The sequence below is a fragment of the Pseudomonas sp. FFUP_PS_473 genome (genome assembly GCF_002858665.1).
Classification (GTDB): domain Bacteria; phylum Pseudomonadota; class Gammaproteobacteria; order Pseudomonadales; family Pseudomonadaceae; genus Aquipseudomonas; species Aquipseudomonas defluvii.
The window spans coordinates 130,737-145,363 of record NZ_PJQQ01000009.1; the positions used below are offsets into that span (position 1 = coordinate 130,737).

General features: G+C 62.4%; 13 protein-coding genes. 7 read left to right on the forward strand and 6 right to left on the reverse strand.

Annotated elements, in window-relative coordinates; all coding sequences use genetic code 11:
* Window positions 1-45 precede the first annotated feature (45 nt).
* From CYD26_RS08625 to CYD26_RS08635, 3 genes are read right to left on the reverse strand one after another with little or no spacing between them, the layout of a single operon-like run.
* Entirely contained in the window at window positions 46-762 is a 717-nt protein-coding gene (locus CYD26_RS08625) for a cobalt-precorrin-6A reductase (RefSeq protein WP_102052375.1), read from the reverse strand.
* Window positions 759-1,853, reverse strand: coding sequence for a cobalt-precorrin-5B (C(1))-methyltransferase (locus CYD26_RS08630; RefSeq protein ID WP_065757930.1), 1,095 nt, complete (start codon window positions 1,851-1,853; stop codon window positions 759-761). Before CYD26_RS08630 ends, CYD26_RS08625 begins: the two co-directional genes overlap by 4 nt.
* Window positions 1,846-3,057 carry a bifunctional cobalt-precorrin-7 (C(5))-methyltransferase/cobalt-precorrin-6B (C(15))-methyltransferase gene (locus tag CYD26_RS08635; RefSeq protein ID WP_065757931.1) on the reverse strand — a complete coding sequence of 404 codons (1,212 nt, stop codon included), beginning with the start codon at window positions 3,055-3,057 and terminating at the stop codon, window positions 1,846-1,848. The genes CYD26_RS08630 and CYD26_RS08635 overlap by 8 nt, the downstream gene beginning before the upstream one ends.
* A gap of 116 nt (window positions 3,058-3,173) precedes the next feature.
* On the opposite strand from CYD26_RS08635, the gene cobG reads away from it, so the two are divergent.
* From cobG to CYD26_RS08670, 7 genes are all read left to right on the forward strand, one after another.
* A complete protein-coding gene (gene cobG, locus CYD26_RS08640; RefSeq protein WP_099773428.1) occupies window positions 3,174-4,502 on the forward strand; it encodes a precorrin-3B synthase in 1,329 nt (442 codons plus the stop codon).
* Window positions 4,495-5,121 (forward strand): precorrin-8X methylmutase, encoded by a 627-nt coding sequence (locus tag CYD26_RS08645; protein ID WP_065757933.1) that lies wholly within the window; start codon window positions 4,495-4,497, stop codon window positions 5,119-5,121. The genes cobG and CYD26_RS08645 overlap by 8 nt, the downstream gene beginning before the upstream one ends.
* Window positions 5,121-5,852 carry a precorrin-2 C(20)-methyltransferase gene (locus CYD26_RS08650; protein ID WP_065757934.1) on the forward strand — a complete coding sequence of 244 codons (732 nt, stop codon included), beginning with the start codon at window positions 5,121-5,123 and terminating at the stop codon, window positions 5,850-5,852. Before CYD26_RS08645 ends, CYD26_RS08650 begins: the two co-directional genes overlap by 1 nt.
* Window positions 5,852-7,558 (forward strand): precorrin-3B C(17)-methyltransferase, encoded by a 1,707-nt coding sequence (gene cobJ, locus CYD26_RS08655; protein WP_102052376.1) that lies wholly within the window; start codon window positions 5,852-5,854, stop codon window positions 7,556-7,558. Before CYD26_RS08650 ends, cobJ begins: the two co-directional genes overlap by 1 nt.
* 112 nt (window positions 7,559-7,670) lie before the next feature.
* Window positions 7,671-8,372 (forward strand): hypothetical protein, encoded by a 702-nt coding sequence (locus CYD26_RS08660; RefSeq protein WP_099773430.1) that lies wholly within the window; start codon window positions 7,671-7,673, stop codon window positions 8,370-8,372.
* 59 nt (window positions 8,373-8,431) lie between these two features.
* Window positions 8,432-9,082, forward strand: coding sequence for a hypothetical protein (locus tag CYD26_RS08665; RefSeq protein WP_102052377.1), 651 nt, complete (start codon window positions 8,432-8,434; stop codon window positions 9,080-9,082).
* 23 nt (window positions 9,083-9,105) lie between these two features.
* Window positions 9,106-9,783, forward strand: coding sequence for a hypothetical protein (locus tag CYD26_RS08670; RefSeq protein ID WP_099773432.1), 678 nt, complete (start codon window positions 9,106-9,108; stop codon window positions 9,781-9,783).
* On the opposite strand, the gene CYD26_RS08675 is transcribed toward CYD26_RS08670, so the two are convergent.
* From CYD26_RS08675 to purD, 3 genes are all read right to left on the reverse strand, one after another.
* Window positions 9,765-10,364 (reverse strand): MarC family protein, encoded by a 600-nt coding sequence (locus CYD26_RS08675; RefSeq protein WP_099773433.1) that lies wholly within the window; start codon window positions 10,362-10,364, stop codon window positions 9,765-9,767. The two genes, CYD26_RS08670 and CYD26_RS08675, sit on opposite strands and share 19 nt — an antisense overlap.
* A gap of 24 nt (window positions 10,365-10,388) precedes the next feature.
* A complete protein-coding gene (locus CYD26_RS08680; RefSeq protein WP_102052378.1) occupies window positions 10,389-13,172 on the reverse strand; it encodes a hybrid sensor histidine kinase/response regulator in 2,784 nt (927 codons plus the stop codon).
* Between the two features lie 124 nt (window positions 13,173-13,296).
* Window positions 13,297-14,592, reverse strand: coding sequence for a phosphoribosylamine--glycine ligase (purD, locus tag CYD26_RS08685; protein WP_065757940.1), 1,296 nt, complete (start codon window positions 14,590-14,592; stop codon window positions 13,297-13,299).
* Between the last annotated feature and the right edge of the window lie 35 nt (window positions 14,593-14,627).

Genomic DNA, 14,627 nt, shown 5'->3' on the forward strand with positions numbered 1-14,627 from the left:
TGCGATGAAGTGCCGCAGGCTGAGCCTGCCGGACTGACCGGGCGTTTAACGCAGCGCCTCCAGCAATGCCTGTGTCGACCAGAACAGGCGGTCTGCCTCCGGCAATGCCGGGCGCTTGAGAATCAACACCGGCACCCCGCGCTCGCGCGCCACGTCCAGTTTGGGCTCGGTGGCGCTGCTGCCACTGTTCTTGCTGATCAGCACGTCGATCTGCCGACGCTCAAACAAGGCACGTTCGTCGTCGATGCAGAACGGCCCGCGTGCACCGATGATTTCGCAGCGCTCGTTGCCAAGGCAGCTCTCCAGTGCGCGCAGGGTCCAGAATTGCTGGGACGGTATCTCGTCCAGGTGCTGCAACGGCTCGCGGCCCAGGGTGAACAGCGGGCGCTGGAAGGGGGCCAGCGCCTGCATCAGTTCGCCCCAGTCGGCCACTTCACGCCAGTCATCTCCAGGTTGTGCTTGCCAGGCCGTGCGACGCAGTGCCCAGCACGGAATGCCCACCTGCTTGGCCGCGAGAACCGCGTTGTGGCTGATTTGTGCGGCGTACGGGTGTGTGGCGTCGATCAGCAGGCGGATGCCTTCTGCCTGTAGGTACGCCGCCAGACCTTGTGCGCCGCCGTACCCGCCAACGCGCACCTGGCAGGGCAGATCCTGTGGCACGCGCCCAACCCCCGCCAGGCTGTAGACGTGCTCGGGGCCCAGTTGACGCGCTATGGCCAAGGCTTCGGTGACGCCTCCGAGCAGCAGGATACGTGGGCTCATTGCACACCCGCCTGGCCGACAATGCCGCCTTGGCGGTCGATGGCGAAGACTTCCACCTGCACCTGGGGTGGGACGATGGTTTGCGCGAAGGCCCGGGCATGAGCGCAGACGGCATCGCCCAAGGCTACGCCCGCCGCGTGAGCCAGCGCTAGCGCCTGCTGGCTGGTGTTGGCCTGGATGATGGCCGCCTGTAGCTCGGCGTCGGCACCAATGGCAGCGGCCCACCCGGCCAACTGTGGCAGGTCGATACTGGAGTGGCGGCTGTGCAGGTCCATGTGCCCGGCGGCCAGCTTGCTGATCTTGCCGAACCCCCCGCAGATACTCAGCTTGTCCACAGGCACCTTGCGCAGGTGCTTGAGCACCGCACCGACGAAGTCGCCCATTTCGATCAGGGCGATTTCCGGCAAGTTGTAGTACTGGCGCATGGTGTCTTCACTGGCATTGCCGGTGCAGGCTGCGATGTGCAGGTAACCGTTGGTTCTGGCGACATCGATGCCTTGATGAATCGAGGCGATGTAGGCTGCGCAGGAAAACGGTCGGACGATGCCGCTGGTACCGAGAATCGACAGCCCGCCGAGAATCCCCAGGCGTGGGTTCATGGTTTTCAAGGCGAGGTTTTCGCCATCGCGGACATTCACAGTCACTTCAAACCCTCCGGCGTAGGCGGCTTCCTCTGCCAGCCGTTGCAGGTGTTCAGTCATCATCTTCCGAGGCACAGGATTGATGGCTGGCTCGCCCACCGCCAGCACCAGCCCGGGGCGGGTCACGGTGCCGACGCCGCTGCCCGCGACAAACCGTACGCCCGGCTGTGCTTGCAGGCGAACGCGGCTGTAGAGCAGCGCACCGTGGGTGACATCCGGGTCGTCACCGGCATCCTTGAGGGTTCCCGCTTCGGCGCCATCGTCGAGCAAACGGCAGAACTCCAGGCGCATCTGCACGACCTTGCCCTTGGGCAGGGTGATCTGCACCGCATCACTGGCTTGCCCCGTCAGCAACAGGCGAGCCGCCGCCAGGCTGGTGGCTGTGGCGCAGCTACCGGTGGTCAGGCCACTGCGCAGTGGCGCGGGTTGTTCGGCCGTTTCGTCACGCATCGAGGGGTTTGACCAGATCGAGCAGGGTAATGGGGAGCGCCTGGCGCCACGTGTCGAACTCACCCAGCGGCTGCGCCTGGGCGATGTGAATACGGGTCAGTTCGCCGCCGTGGCGCTCACGCCAGTCGGCCAGGGTGGCCTCACTTTGCAGGGTCACGGCGTTGGCGACCAGGCGGCCCCCGGGGCGCAACTGATTCCAGCAGTGCTGCAGCACACCCTCACGGGTGACACCGCCGCCGATGAAGATTGCATCGGGCTGCTCCAGGCCTGCCAGCGCGTGCGGTGCGCGCCCGCGGATCAGTTGCAGGCCGGGTACGCCGAGTGCATCGCGGTTGTGTTCAATCAGCTGTTGGCGGCCTTCGTCGGCCTCAATGGCCAGAGCCCGGCAACTGGGATGCGCGCGCATCCATTCGATGCCGATGGAGCCGCTGCCGGCGCCAACGTCCCAGAGCAGTTCGCCAGGTTGCGGGGCGAGCCGGGCGAGGGTGATGGCGCGTACATCGCGCTTGGTGATCTGGCCATCATGACGAAAGGCGGAATCCGGCAGGCCGGCCAAGGGCGACAGGCGCGGCGCGTCGGGGTCGGCCTGGCAGTCGATGGCAACGACATTCAGTGCTGCCACGTCCGGGTTGGACCAGGTATTGGCATGCCCTTCGTGTTGGCGCTCCAGCGGGCCACCCAAGTGCTCCAGCACCACCATGCGGCTGGCGCCAAAGCCTCGGGCACGCAGCAGTTCGGCCAGCGCTGCAGGGCTGCTGGCGTCGTTGCTCAGCACCAGCAGGCGCTGACCGGTATAGAGGTGAGCGGCCACCGCGGCGACCGGGCGAGCGACGACCGAGAGGGTGACAACGTCTTGCAGCGGCCAGCCGAGCCGGGCCGCCGCCAGCGAACAGGAAGACGGTGCCGGTAGCACGGTCATTTCACTGGCCGTGACCTGACGTGCCAGGCTAGCGCCCACGCCATACAGCATGGGGTCGCCACTGGCCAATACACACACCGCTTCACCGCGCAGCGCCAACAACGGCGTCAAGGAAAACGGGCTAGGCCAGGGCTCGCGTTCAGCGCCGATGCAGCGTGGCAGCAAGGCCAACTGCCGTGGGCTGCCAAACACCCGCGCAGCGCCGAGCAGCGCCCTGCGGGCTTGCTTGCCGAGGCCGTTGAAGCCGTCTTCGCCGATTCCTACCAGGGTGAGCCAGGGGGCCATGCCGCATCCTCTACACTGCCAATCCGACCAGCAGGCTTATCCTGCTGCCGGACAAAGCAGGCATAATACCGCGCCTTCCAACGACCAGCGCCTTTTGACGATTATCGGGTGATCTTTTGAACGAGCTACAGCCGTCCCCTGCGTTACGCCCCTCGGCCTGTCCGGGGTTGTGGCGCATCGTCCAGGCGCTGGATGGCGGTATTTCCCGGATCAAGCTCAATGGCGGCGAAATCAGTGCCGGCCAGGCTGATGCGGTGGCCGAGGCGGCCGAGCGTTTTGCCATCGGAGTGATCGAGCTGACCAACCGCAGCAACCTGCAGATTCGCGGCATCGGCACCGAGCGCGACGCGTTGATTGCCTGTTTGCTCGCGGCGGGCCTGGGGCCGACCCAGATGGCCGGTGATGATGTGCGCAACCTGATGCTCAGCCCAACGGCGGGCCTGGACCGCGCCATGCTGTTCGATACCCGGCCATTGGCCCGGCAGATTCTCGATTCGTTGCAAAGCAGCCCACGTTTTCAGCAACTCTCACCCAAGTTCGCCGTGCAGCTGGATGGCGGTGAAGCGATGGCCATGCTCCGTCACCCTCATGACCTGTGGCTATCGGCACTGAGCCTGGAAGGTCAGCCCTGGCTGGCATTCGGGCTGGCAGGGTGCCCGAGTGAGGACGGCGCATTGGGCGCGGTGCCGTTGGCACAAGGGCATGCGCTGGTGCTGGCGGTACTGAACACCTTTCTTGATCTGGCTTCGCCTGAGCAGGCGCGTATGCGCCAGTTGTTGGCGACAATGGACGTGGAGGCGTTCGTTGCCCGTTTGCCCCTGACGCTACGGCGCGATGTTGCCGTTCGCCAGTGGCGCAGGGGCGTGGGTGACCTTGCCCAGCCGCTGGGAGTCTACCCACAGCTTCAGCCTGATCATGCGGCCGTCTGTGCAGTGGCCCCATTGGGGCGGTTGAGTGTCGAGCAATTGCGTGGTGTTGCGCGGCTTGCGCGCGAGTGGGGTGACGGTAGCTTGCGCATGACGCCGTGGCAGGGTGTGCTGTTGCCGAACGTCGCCGTGGAGCAGGCCTCGGCGGCCTTGGCCGGTTTGAGCGCATTGGGGTTGCTGTGTGACGTGCGTGAACCCTTGGCCCGACTGGTCGCGTGCACCGGTTCGACGGGCTGCGCCAAGGCGCTGTCCGACACCAAGGGCGATGCCCAGCGGCTGGCCCCGCTGCTGTCCCGATCGGGAGCGCTTGGTGCTGTTCACCTCAGCGGCTGCCAGCGCTCCTGTGCCATGGCCCATGCCGCGCCAGCCACGCTGCTGGCCGTGGGCCCCGGTCATTACGACCTGTATTTTCACGACCCGGCGCAGCCGGGCCTGGGCGTCCTCAGCGGGCGCAATCTGACAATAGAAGAAGCGGGCGTTTATCTGGACACCCGCTTATGGAGCAACATCGATGATTGATTACATCCGCGACGGCCAGGAGATTTATCGCAACTCCTTCGCCATCATTCGCCAGGAAGCCCGTCTTGAGCGGATTCCGGCTGACCTGGAAAAGCTCGCGGTGCGGGTGATTCACGCGTGCGGCATGGTCGAGGTGGTTGATGCCCTGCGTTTCTCCCCGGGTGCGGGCAAGGCCGGGCGCGATGCGCTGGCGGCGGGTGCGCCGATTCTCTGTGATGCGCGGATGGTTGCCGAAGGCATTACCCGTGCGCGCCTGCCGGCTAACAACGAGGTGATCTGCACCCTCAAGGACGACAGCGTGCCGGACCTGGCCCGCGAGCTGGGCAACACCCGCTCGGCGGTGGCGCTGGAGCTGTGGCGCCCTTTCCTGGAAGGCAGTGTGGTGGTGATTGGCAATGCCCCCACCGCCTTGTTCTACCTGTTGGAAATGATTGATGCCGGGGCGCCCAAGCCCGCGCTGATCCTGGGGTTCCCGGTGGGCTTTGTCGGTGCTGCCGAGTCCAAGGCCATGCTCGCCGCTGATAGCCGTGGCGTGCCGTTTGTGATCGTCGAAGGCCGCCGTGGCGGCAGCGCCATGGCCGCAGCGGCGGTCAACGCCCTGGCCACGGAGGTGGAGTGATGCAGGCTCGTGGACGATTGCTTGGCCTGGGCGTCGGCCCGGGTGATCCGGAGCTGATCACCGTCAAGGCCTTGCGCCTGCTGCGCGAGGCGCCGGTGGTGGCGTACTTTGTTGCCAAGGGTAAGCGTGGCAACGCATTCGGCATTATCGAAGCGCATTTGCAGGATGCCCAGACCCTGTTGCCACTGGTCTATCCGGTGACCACCGAAGCACTGCCAGCGCCATTGTCCTATGAGCAGGTCATCAGCGATTTCTACGATCAGGCCAGCCTTGACGTGGCGGCGCACCTGGATGCCGGTCGCGATGTGGCGGTGATCTGCGAAGGCGATCCGTTCTTCTACGGCTCATACATGTACCTGCACGACCGCCTTGCCGAGCGTTACGACGCACAGGTGGTGCCGGGTGTCTGCTCGATGCTGGGCGGTGCTTCTGTGTTGGGCGCGCCGCTGGTGTATCGCAACCAGAGCCTGTCGGTTCTCTCGGGCGTGTTGCCACACGAAGAACTCAAGCGCCGCCTGGCCGATGCCGATGCGGCAGTGATCATGAAGCTGGGGCGCAACTTCCCCAAGGTCCGTCAGGTGCTGAGCGAACTGGGGCTGGCCGAGCGTGCGTTGTATGTCGAGCGGGCGACCATGGCCAATCAGAAGATCGTCGCGCTGGATGAGGTCGACCCGCAATCGTCACCTTATTTCTCGCTGATTATCGTGCCGGGTGAGAGGTGGCAAGGGTGATGGCGCGCAAGGCTCCGGCCATCGTGATTCTCGGCAAGGGCAGCCTGGCCACTGCCCGGAAAATCCAGCAGGTGTATCCCGACGCCCTTATCCATGGCCTCGCGGGCCGGGTCGAGGGTGCCGACCTGAGTTATCAGGCGTTCGGCCAGACCCTGCGCCAGCTGTATCAGCAGGACACGCCGATTATCGCCCTGTGCGCCGCTGGTATTGTCATCCGTACCTTGGCCGACCTGTTGCTGGAGAAGGGCGCTGAGCCTCCGGTGCTGGCCGTGGCCGAAGATGGTAGCGCCGTGGTGCCGTTGCTGGGGGGGCTGGGTGGCGTCAACGTAATGGCCCGTGAAATTGCCGCCGGCCTGGGCGTCGCGGCGGCGATCACCACCAGTGGAGAATTGCGCTTTGGCACCTGCCTGCTCAACCCGCCCAGTGGTTATGCCTTGGCTGATCTTGAGCTGGGTAAGCGCTTTGTCTCCGACCTGCTGGCTGGTGAGCCGGTGCGTATTGAAGGGGCTGCGCCTTGGTTGGCTCAAGCCCAACTGCCGCACGATGAACAGGCGCAGCGTTCGATCCATGTCAGCTGTGAAGCCCGTGAGCCTTCGCCCCATGAGCTGTTGATCCATCCGCGCTGCGTATTGGTGGCAATCAGCGCAACAGTGCCTGAACCGGCTCAGGCCGTGCGCGCTGCCCTGCAGGCGGCGAAGATTGCCGAGCCCGCGCTGGCCTGCCTGTTGGCGGCAGACAGCGAGATGAGCAGCCCGGCGCTGCGTGATGCCGCGGCTGAGTTGGGCGTTGCCTTGCGTTTCGCCCCGGCTGCTGACAGTGTTGTGGCACTGGCGGCACAGGCCCTGCCTCAACTGCTGCTGCCTCAGGCGATGGGTGACGGCATTGCGATTGCCGTGGCCAGTCAGCCTATCGACGTTCAGTCAATCGGCCGTGCCCGTGGTCGACTGGCGGTGATTGGCCTGGGGCCAGGTGCTGCGCAGTTCATGGTGCCGGCGGTCAAGGCCGAGTTGGCCCGCGCCAACGATGTGCTGGGGTACGAGACCTACGTGCGTATGGCTGGCCCGTTCCGCGACGATCAGGTGCTGCATTGCACCGATAACCGCGAAGAGATGCAGCGCGCGCGTCACGCGTTCGAGTTGGCGGTCCAGGGCCGTTCGGTGGTGGTGGTATCGTCGGGGGATCCCGGCGTGTTCGCCATGGCCTCAGCGGTACTGGAAGCCCTTCATGAGTCAGACGACCCGGCCTGGCATGCGGTTGACCTGGAGATCCTGCCGGGGGTTTCAGCCTCGCTGGCCTCCGCCGCTCAAGCGGGTGCGCCATTGGGCCATGACTTCTGTGTACTGTCGCTGTCGGACAACCTCAAACCGTGGTCGATTATCGAGAAACGCCTCGACCTGGCGGCTCAGGCAGACCTGGCGCTGGCTTTCTATAACCCGATTTCGCGTTCGCGGCCTTGGCAACTGGGGCGTGCCCTGGAAATCGTACGTCAGCACCGTACGGCGCAGACGCCTGTAGTCCTTGGCCGTGATATCGGTAGGCCGGGGCAAACATTGCGCGTCATCACCCTCGGGGAGCTGACCCCTGAGCAGGTGGACATGCGCACCATGGTGTTGGTCGGCTCGTCCACCACCTGCGTGTTCCCTCGTCCTGAGGGCGGCCAATGGGTGTACACGCCACGCTGGTATGGCGACAAGCCAGCTAGCTGAGCGGGATCAGCCGGGAAGTGTTTCTGTCCTGAATGACCTGGATCGTTGTCTTAGTGTGGGCGCAGAGTCATCACTGGCTCTGTTACCACTAACGATCAAGGACGAATCAATCATGAACAACCCAATCTTGGACACCTCCAGCGATGTTGCAGAAGTAGCAAGTGGAGAAGTACTTTCGTTTGTCAAAGGCATGTCGCTGAGCAACCGCGAAGCAGCCAAGTACTGCCATCTGTTTGCAAGCCAGGCAGCCACCGCCGCTCATCACCCGAATGAGGAAGGGCAGAAGTGGTTTGAGGTTTACATTCAAACCATGCAGGCCTGCGGCTGGGTTTCGATCAAGTACACCTACAGCAAGGAGAAGTCCAGCAACCGCGAGTTCACCATGGATGGTCTTATGGTTCACGCTCTGGCGGGTGCTGTGAGCCTTCTGGGCTCCGGCGGTACCAGTGCTTCTGTTTTGCCGGTTGTTGCAGGCAATGCCCTGAAGGCACTGGACAAGGCTGACGAGGCTATCAGTGTGATTTCCCGTAATGCGGTGAGCAAGCAAGGTACCAGCCTGAGTGTGGCGTCTTGCATGGAGCAGCCTAACGGTGAGGTGATCATGACCGTTGGTGCCGTGCAGGTAAACCAAACGCCAGACAAGAAAACCGGCTTGCTGTTTTTCAGCTGGAGCGGCAGTAATGCCGAGACGTATACCGGTTCTGCTGCTTTCACTTTCCACCGCTCGCTGTATGAGCGTAACAAAGACGTGGTCGAGGGTGAGGTAGCTGACAACGCCCGGAAAACCCTGTTGAGCCTCAAGCTCAAGCGTTGATATCCGCCAAAGGAGGGGGGGACGTATTGCCCCCCTCCTTGTTAGCAGGGAGCGCTGACATGCAAATAGAGTACGAAGAGTTTCTCTGTGGTAGTACGTTGTTGCTGCTGTCCCACGCGTTGTCGAAGCAAGAACGCAGTGATGTGCTGGATACGCAGCTTTTTGCCCGGTTAAAGGCCGACAGCGAGTGCTCGATGTTTCTCGACTATGAAGGCTGGCTAGCGGTACATCGAGAGGCGCAATCAGCGTTAGGCTGGCTTGTATCAGCGCAGCGCTATCGCATCGAGAGGGATGTCTACTGCGGTGTATCCAAGCCTGTCGAGGACTTTACGGAGGCGCTGGTAGCGCTCGTTTCGACCTTATCAAGGTGCCGCGTCAGGGACGTGCTACAGCGCTTTATCGAGTTACCGACTCAACACCACGTCAAGCAGTCGCTAATCCGTTCAGGCAGTCAATCAACGAAGGGTTGCAGCCAGTTGGCGCTGGGCATTGTGGTTGTCGAACCTGGGCCTGTTCTGCTTGGAGGCAACTTGCTCCTGGAGAGTTCTCAAACCTTTCAAGACCTGTGTTTGGGGCTCTTGAAGGGCAGCATCCACACGTCGCTTTACACGGCTGAGCTTCACGAGAGCACCTTTGCAACGATCCGGGAAGACTTGGCCATGATGATGCGTTCGGAACGCGATAGCTCAATGACGTCGATAGACGTCTAACGGTACTTCACAAGGATGGGAGTATGAACATGCTGGACAAGCGAGAGGATAACGCCGTCGTGGTGGACGGAAGCGTAGCAACGTTTCTGCCAGGCGTTATGGGCGATGATCGGGAGGACGTCCTGCTGGCTAACTTGTATGCGCAGCGGGTGACTCGGGATCTTTTCAACAAAGGTCAGATCGAGGACTGGTTTGCCTATTACAAGAACACGCTCAAGTATCTCGGGTGGGACGCTACGCCCCCTGCAGATACCCCGCTGCCTGGCCCGGACCGTGAGCGAGTGGTGGACGCGGCGCTGGCCATGATCGGTCAGGATGGGCGCGAGCACTATGCACAGGCTTGCGATCTTGCAGTGAAGCGGCTTGCCAATGATGACAAGGCGCTTACCTTGTTCGAAAGCAGTGCCCGTTCCCGTGATGAGGTGCGCTTTCAACTGCTGCCCTGTATGCAGAGCAAAGCTGGGCAGGTCGACTTGGTGCTCTTTCATCAGGAAATCCGGGTGCCGCAAAAGCAGCAGGGGTTTCTCTTTCTGCAGCGTTCCAGCTTGGTCGAGGTTTTTCAACCGCGTGTCGAGTTGGTGCGGTTCAATACCCGCCTGTTCCGGCAGGAGCGACGCGCTGTTGTCGCTCGCAAAATGGCGGAAGCATCTCGGCAGTACATCATGCTTGTGCGCGGTCAGTCTCAGCCGGGTAACAGGTAGCCCTTTATCCCGGTAAAGATGATTTGCGCCGCCAGGGCGCAGACGAACAGCCCCATCAACCGGCTGACGATCTGCAGGCCCTGGTCGCCGAGCAGGCGTTCGATGCGGTTGGATAGGTAGAGCACCAGGCCGACCGTGAGGCTGGCTGCAGCGATACTGACGATTGCCAGCAGTTTGTCGTCCCAGTGCGGTTGACCAACCCCCATCACCAGCAGCGCACCGATGGTACCTGGGCCGACCGTCAGCGGTATGGTCAGTGGCACGATGGTGACGTCCTGCTGCACGCTGTCGGTCTGCACCGCAGACTTGCCCTGTGCCATGCCCAGTGCGGAAATGAACAGCACGCTGCCCGCACCAATGCGAAAGGCATCGGCGGTGATACCGAAGATGCCGAAGATTACCCGTCCGAACAGGTACAGCAGAACGCTGGAGACGAGCACGCCAATGGCGACTTTCCAGGCCAGGTGCTTGCGCTCCTTGCTGGAGTAGCCACGGGTCAGGCTGATGAAACAGGACAGAACAAAGAACGGGCTGTAGAGCACGAGCATTTTCAGGTAAACGCTGAACAACTCATGAAGCATGGCGTGGGCTCGCGGCAGATGGACTCAACGAAGTGTATCAGTGCCTGTCGCCTGGCTGGCCTCTTGTTCTCGGCGGGCCACCCATTGTTCGATCAGTTCACGCAGTTGTGACAGCTCAACGGGCTTGGCCATATGCCCGTCCATGCCCGACAGGCGTGCACGCTCCTTGTGCTCGGCAAGGATATGCGCGGTCAGGGCGACCACCGGCGTGCGTTTGCGTTGGGTGTTGGCTTCCCAGGCGCGCAACTGCTGGGTGGCGGAAAAACCGTCCAGCACGGGCATTTCGCAATCCATCAGGACCAGGTCGTAGCGCTGAGCTTTCATTGCCGCCAAAGCCTCTTCACCGTTGCTGGCCGTGTCGGGCTCCAGGTTGAGCTTGCCCAGCATGCCCCGAATGACCTTGGTCGAAATGCTGTTGTCTTCGGCAACCAGGATGCGAAAGTCGCTGGGCATCTTCAGTGGCTGATGGCTGAACGATGTGGCGTGTGGCAGGTGTGGCCCCTTGGCCCGCTGGCTGAGTTCCTCTGCCAGGGTCGTCTTGAGGGTATAGCCGGCCACAGGCTTGGCCAGGATCCGCTTGACCCCGGCGTTGCGCGCGATGATCTTGCTTGGCGCATTGCTGATGCCGGTGAGCATGATCAACAGAATGTCATGGTTCAGGCTTGGATCTTCCTTGATTTTGGCGGCAAGTTGCATCCCGGTCATGCCTGGCATGTTTTGGTCGAGCAGTACTGCATCGAAGTAGTCCCGCAGGTGGGCCTTGGTGCGCAGCAGGGCCAGCGCTTCCTTGCCTGATGGCACGGCACTGACGTTCATGCCCCAGGCACTGCACTGCTGTACCAGTACTTTTCGGCAGGTGTCGTTGTCATCCACCACCAGCACACGGGCGTCACGCAACGGGCCGTCCAGGTCGGCGGCGGGTTGCTCCAGGCGCTGCGGATCCAGCGGCAGGGTTATCCAGAGGGTGTTGCCCTGATTGGGGTTGGTCTTGATGCCGAACTCGCCGTGCATCAAGGTGATCAACTGCTTGGCGATGACCAGGCCCAGATGCCCGCCCAGCTTGCTTTCGGACAGGTAGTGCCGGCTGTTCAGCTCCGCTTGCAGCAAGGCATCGCGATCACTGTCGGCCATCGGCTGGCCGCTGTCCTGCACGGCGATGCGCAAGCGAGGGGTGTCAGTCCGTTGGTCCAGGGCGATCACCAGTAGAATTTCGCCCTGATCGACCGTCTTCAGTGCATTCTCCAGCAGGCCCAGCAGGGCCTGGCGCAGGCGTGTCGGGTCGCCACTGATAACCCGGGGAACTTGCGGCTGGGTGAAGCTGATCAACTCCACATTCTGCTGTTCGGCCTTGGCCCTGAAGATCCCCAGGCAATCTTCGATCAGGGCATTGAGGTCGAACTGCACGTCGTCGAGTTCGATCTGCCCGGACTCCAGCTTGGAGATGTCGAGGATTTCGTTGATCAGGGTAAGCAGTTCGTTGCCGGCGCTATGAATGGTTTGTACGTAGTCACGCTGCTTGACCGACAGCGGAGTGCCCAGCAGCAGTTCAGTCATGCCCAGCACACCGTTCATGGGCGTGCGGATTTCATGGCTGATCCTGGCGAGAAACTCGGCCTTGGCGTTGACCTCTGCATTGCTCGCGGCCAATGCGCGGCTGGCACTGAAGCGCGCTTCTCTGATGGTACGCAAGCGCTCACTGACGGCCATGTTCAGCAGCAAGCCACTGAGCGCGGTCAGCCCGAGCAGGATGAACAGTAACCATTGGGTCGGCGTACGTGTGAGCACCAGCAAGGCCGGGAGCACGACCAGGCAGCCGATGTTGAACACCAGCATGGCCAAGGTGAGCAGCCTGGCTGGCGCATACCCCTTGTAGCATTGATAGCTGGCCACCAACAGCATGCTCAGGCTGCCTAACGCCATCAGGGCGTAGGTCATCAGGTTCAGCGGCAGGGTATCGACAAACAGCAGCACCAGGCCGCAGAGGCTGATCAGGAGCAGGTCTGCCTGCAGCAGGCGAGTCAGGCGAGGCTGATCGAAGCCATTGAAAAAACGAGCGGTAAAGACCAGGCCGCACAGCGTTGCCAACAGCGCTGTCAGGTACGCCGCAGGGGTTTGGGCAGAATGCCAGAGGTTGATCCAGGGGCTGCCGAGGTTCAGCAGAATCAGTGCGCTGAACAGCATCAGGCCCTGATACGCGGCCAGTGCCAGGCTAGTGGTTGAGCGTGAATAGGCGAAACGGGCGAGGTTGTGCAGTATCAGCATGCCAATGCAACCGAACAGCAGGCCGAACATTACGGCTTCACGCTGGTCGGCGGCGGCTTCGGCAGCAGGTTGCAGGGTTATGTCGGGGCGCAACTGGTGTTCGGAAACCAGCCGTAGATAGACATCCAGTGGCTTTGCACTGTTGGGCAGTCGTAACAAGTGGTCACTGCTACGCAGCACGGGTTCGCTGGTGTCACCGACGCGGCCGTTGAGAGACTGCTTTAGCAGCACGTTGCCATCCAGCACATACAGATCAAGGCTGGACAAGTCCGGAGCGAAGACACGCAACAGTTGTTCGTTCTCGCCCGGGGGTAGCCGATAGTGCAACCACAGTGCGTGATTGGGGGCGGCAGCGTTGAGTCGGCTGATCTGGATAGGGCTGAACTGGTTTCGGTAGCGTTCGGAGCGTACATCGCTCAGTTGCAGGTTGGCTTGCTCGTCAAGCAAAACGGCCCAGCCACCGCTATGTTCGGCAGACGCCGGAAACAGGCAGAACAGGGTCAGCAGGCTGACGGTGAGGCCAATGGCAATCCTGAGCCAACGCACGACGAAATCCCTTCCTTAGCTGAATGCCGGGGTACCACTATGCGCGGCGGGCCGAGACGAAGGCAAGGCCCGCGCGGGGCCTTGTCGTCTGGTCGGGTACGCCAGGCGTACCCGTGGTCTCGTTTTACTGCTGATGTTCACCGCGCTCACGGGCAATGGCACGGTAGCCAATGTCGTTGCGGTAGAAGCTGCCTTCCCAGCTGATTTCACGGGCCAGGCGGTACGCTTGCTGCTGTGCGGCTTCAACGGTTTCGCCCAGTGCTGTGGCACAGAGTACACGACCGCCGGTGGCGACGATTGCGCCATCCTTGAGTGCGGTACCCGCGTGGAACACCTTGCCGGTCAGTTGGGCAGCAGCGTCCAGGCCGTGGATCGGTGCACCTTTGGTGTAGTCGCCCGGGTAGCCGCCAGCTGCCAAGACCACGCCCAGGCTTGGCTGCGGGTTCCACTGTGCTTCGACCTTGTCCAGCGCCTTGGCGAATGCGGCTTCGATCAGCAGCACCAGGCTCGACTCCAGGCGCAGCATGACGGGCTGGGTCTCCGGGTCGCCGAAACGGCAGTTGAACTCGATGACCTTCGGGTTGCCCGCTTTGTCGATCATCAGACCGGCATAGAGGAAGCCCGTGTAGACATTGCCTTCCTCGGCCATGCCGCGAACGGTCGGCCAGATCACCTGATCCATGACCCGCTGATGCACCTCGGCGGTTACGACCGGTGCTGGCGAGTAGGCACCCATGCCGCCGGTGTTCGGGCCGGTATCGCCGTCGCCGACGCGCTTGTGGTCCTGGCTGGTGGCCATCGGCAGCACATTATTGCCGTCGACCATGACGATGAAGCTGGCTTCTTCGCCATCGAGGAATTCCTCGATCACTACGCGCGAACCGGCTTCACCGAAGGCGTTGCCGGCGAGCATGTCGCGTACGGCGTCTTCGGCTTCTGCCAGGGTCATGGCAACGATCACGCCTTTGCCCGCGGCCAGGCCGTCGGCCTTGATCACGATCGGTGCGCCTTTTTCGCGCAGGTAGGCCAGTGCCGGTTCGATTTCAGTGAAGTTCTGGTAATCGGCGGTCGGAATCTTGTGGCGTGCCAGGAAGTCCTTGGTGAACGCCTTGGAGCCTTCCAGTTGGGCGGCACCCTTGGTTGGGCCGAAGCAGTCCAGACCACGGCTGCGGAACAGATCGACGACGCCAGCGACCAGCGGGCCTTCCGGGCCGACGATGGTCAGGGTGACGTTCTTCTCGGCGAAGTCAGCCAACTGCTCCAGCGCGGTGACGTCGATGGCGACGTTCTCGCACTTGGCTTCGGTAGCGGTACCGGCGTTGCCTGGGGCGACGAAGACTTTCTCGACGCGTGGGTCCTGGGCAACTTTCCAGGCCAGGGCGTGTTCACGACCGCCGCTGCCAATAATCAAAACCTTCATGTCAAAACCTCGATGACGCTAATTCTGGAAACTGC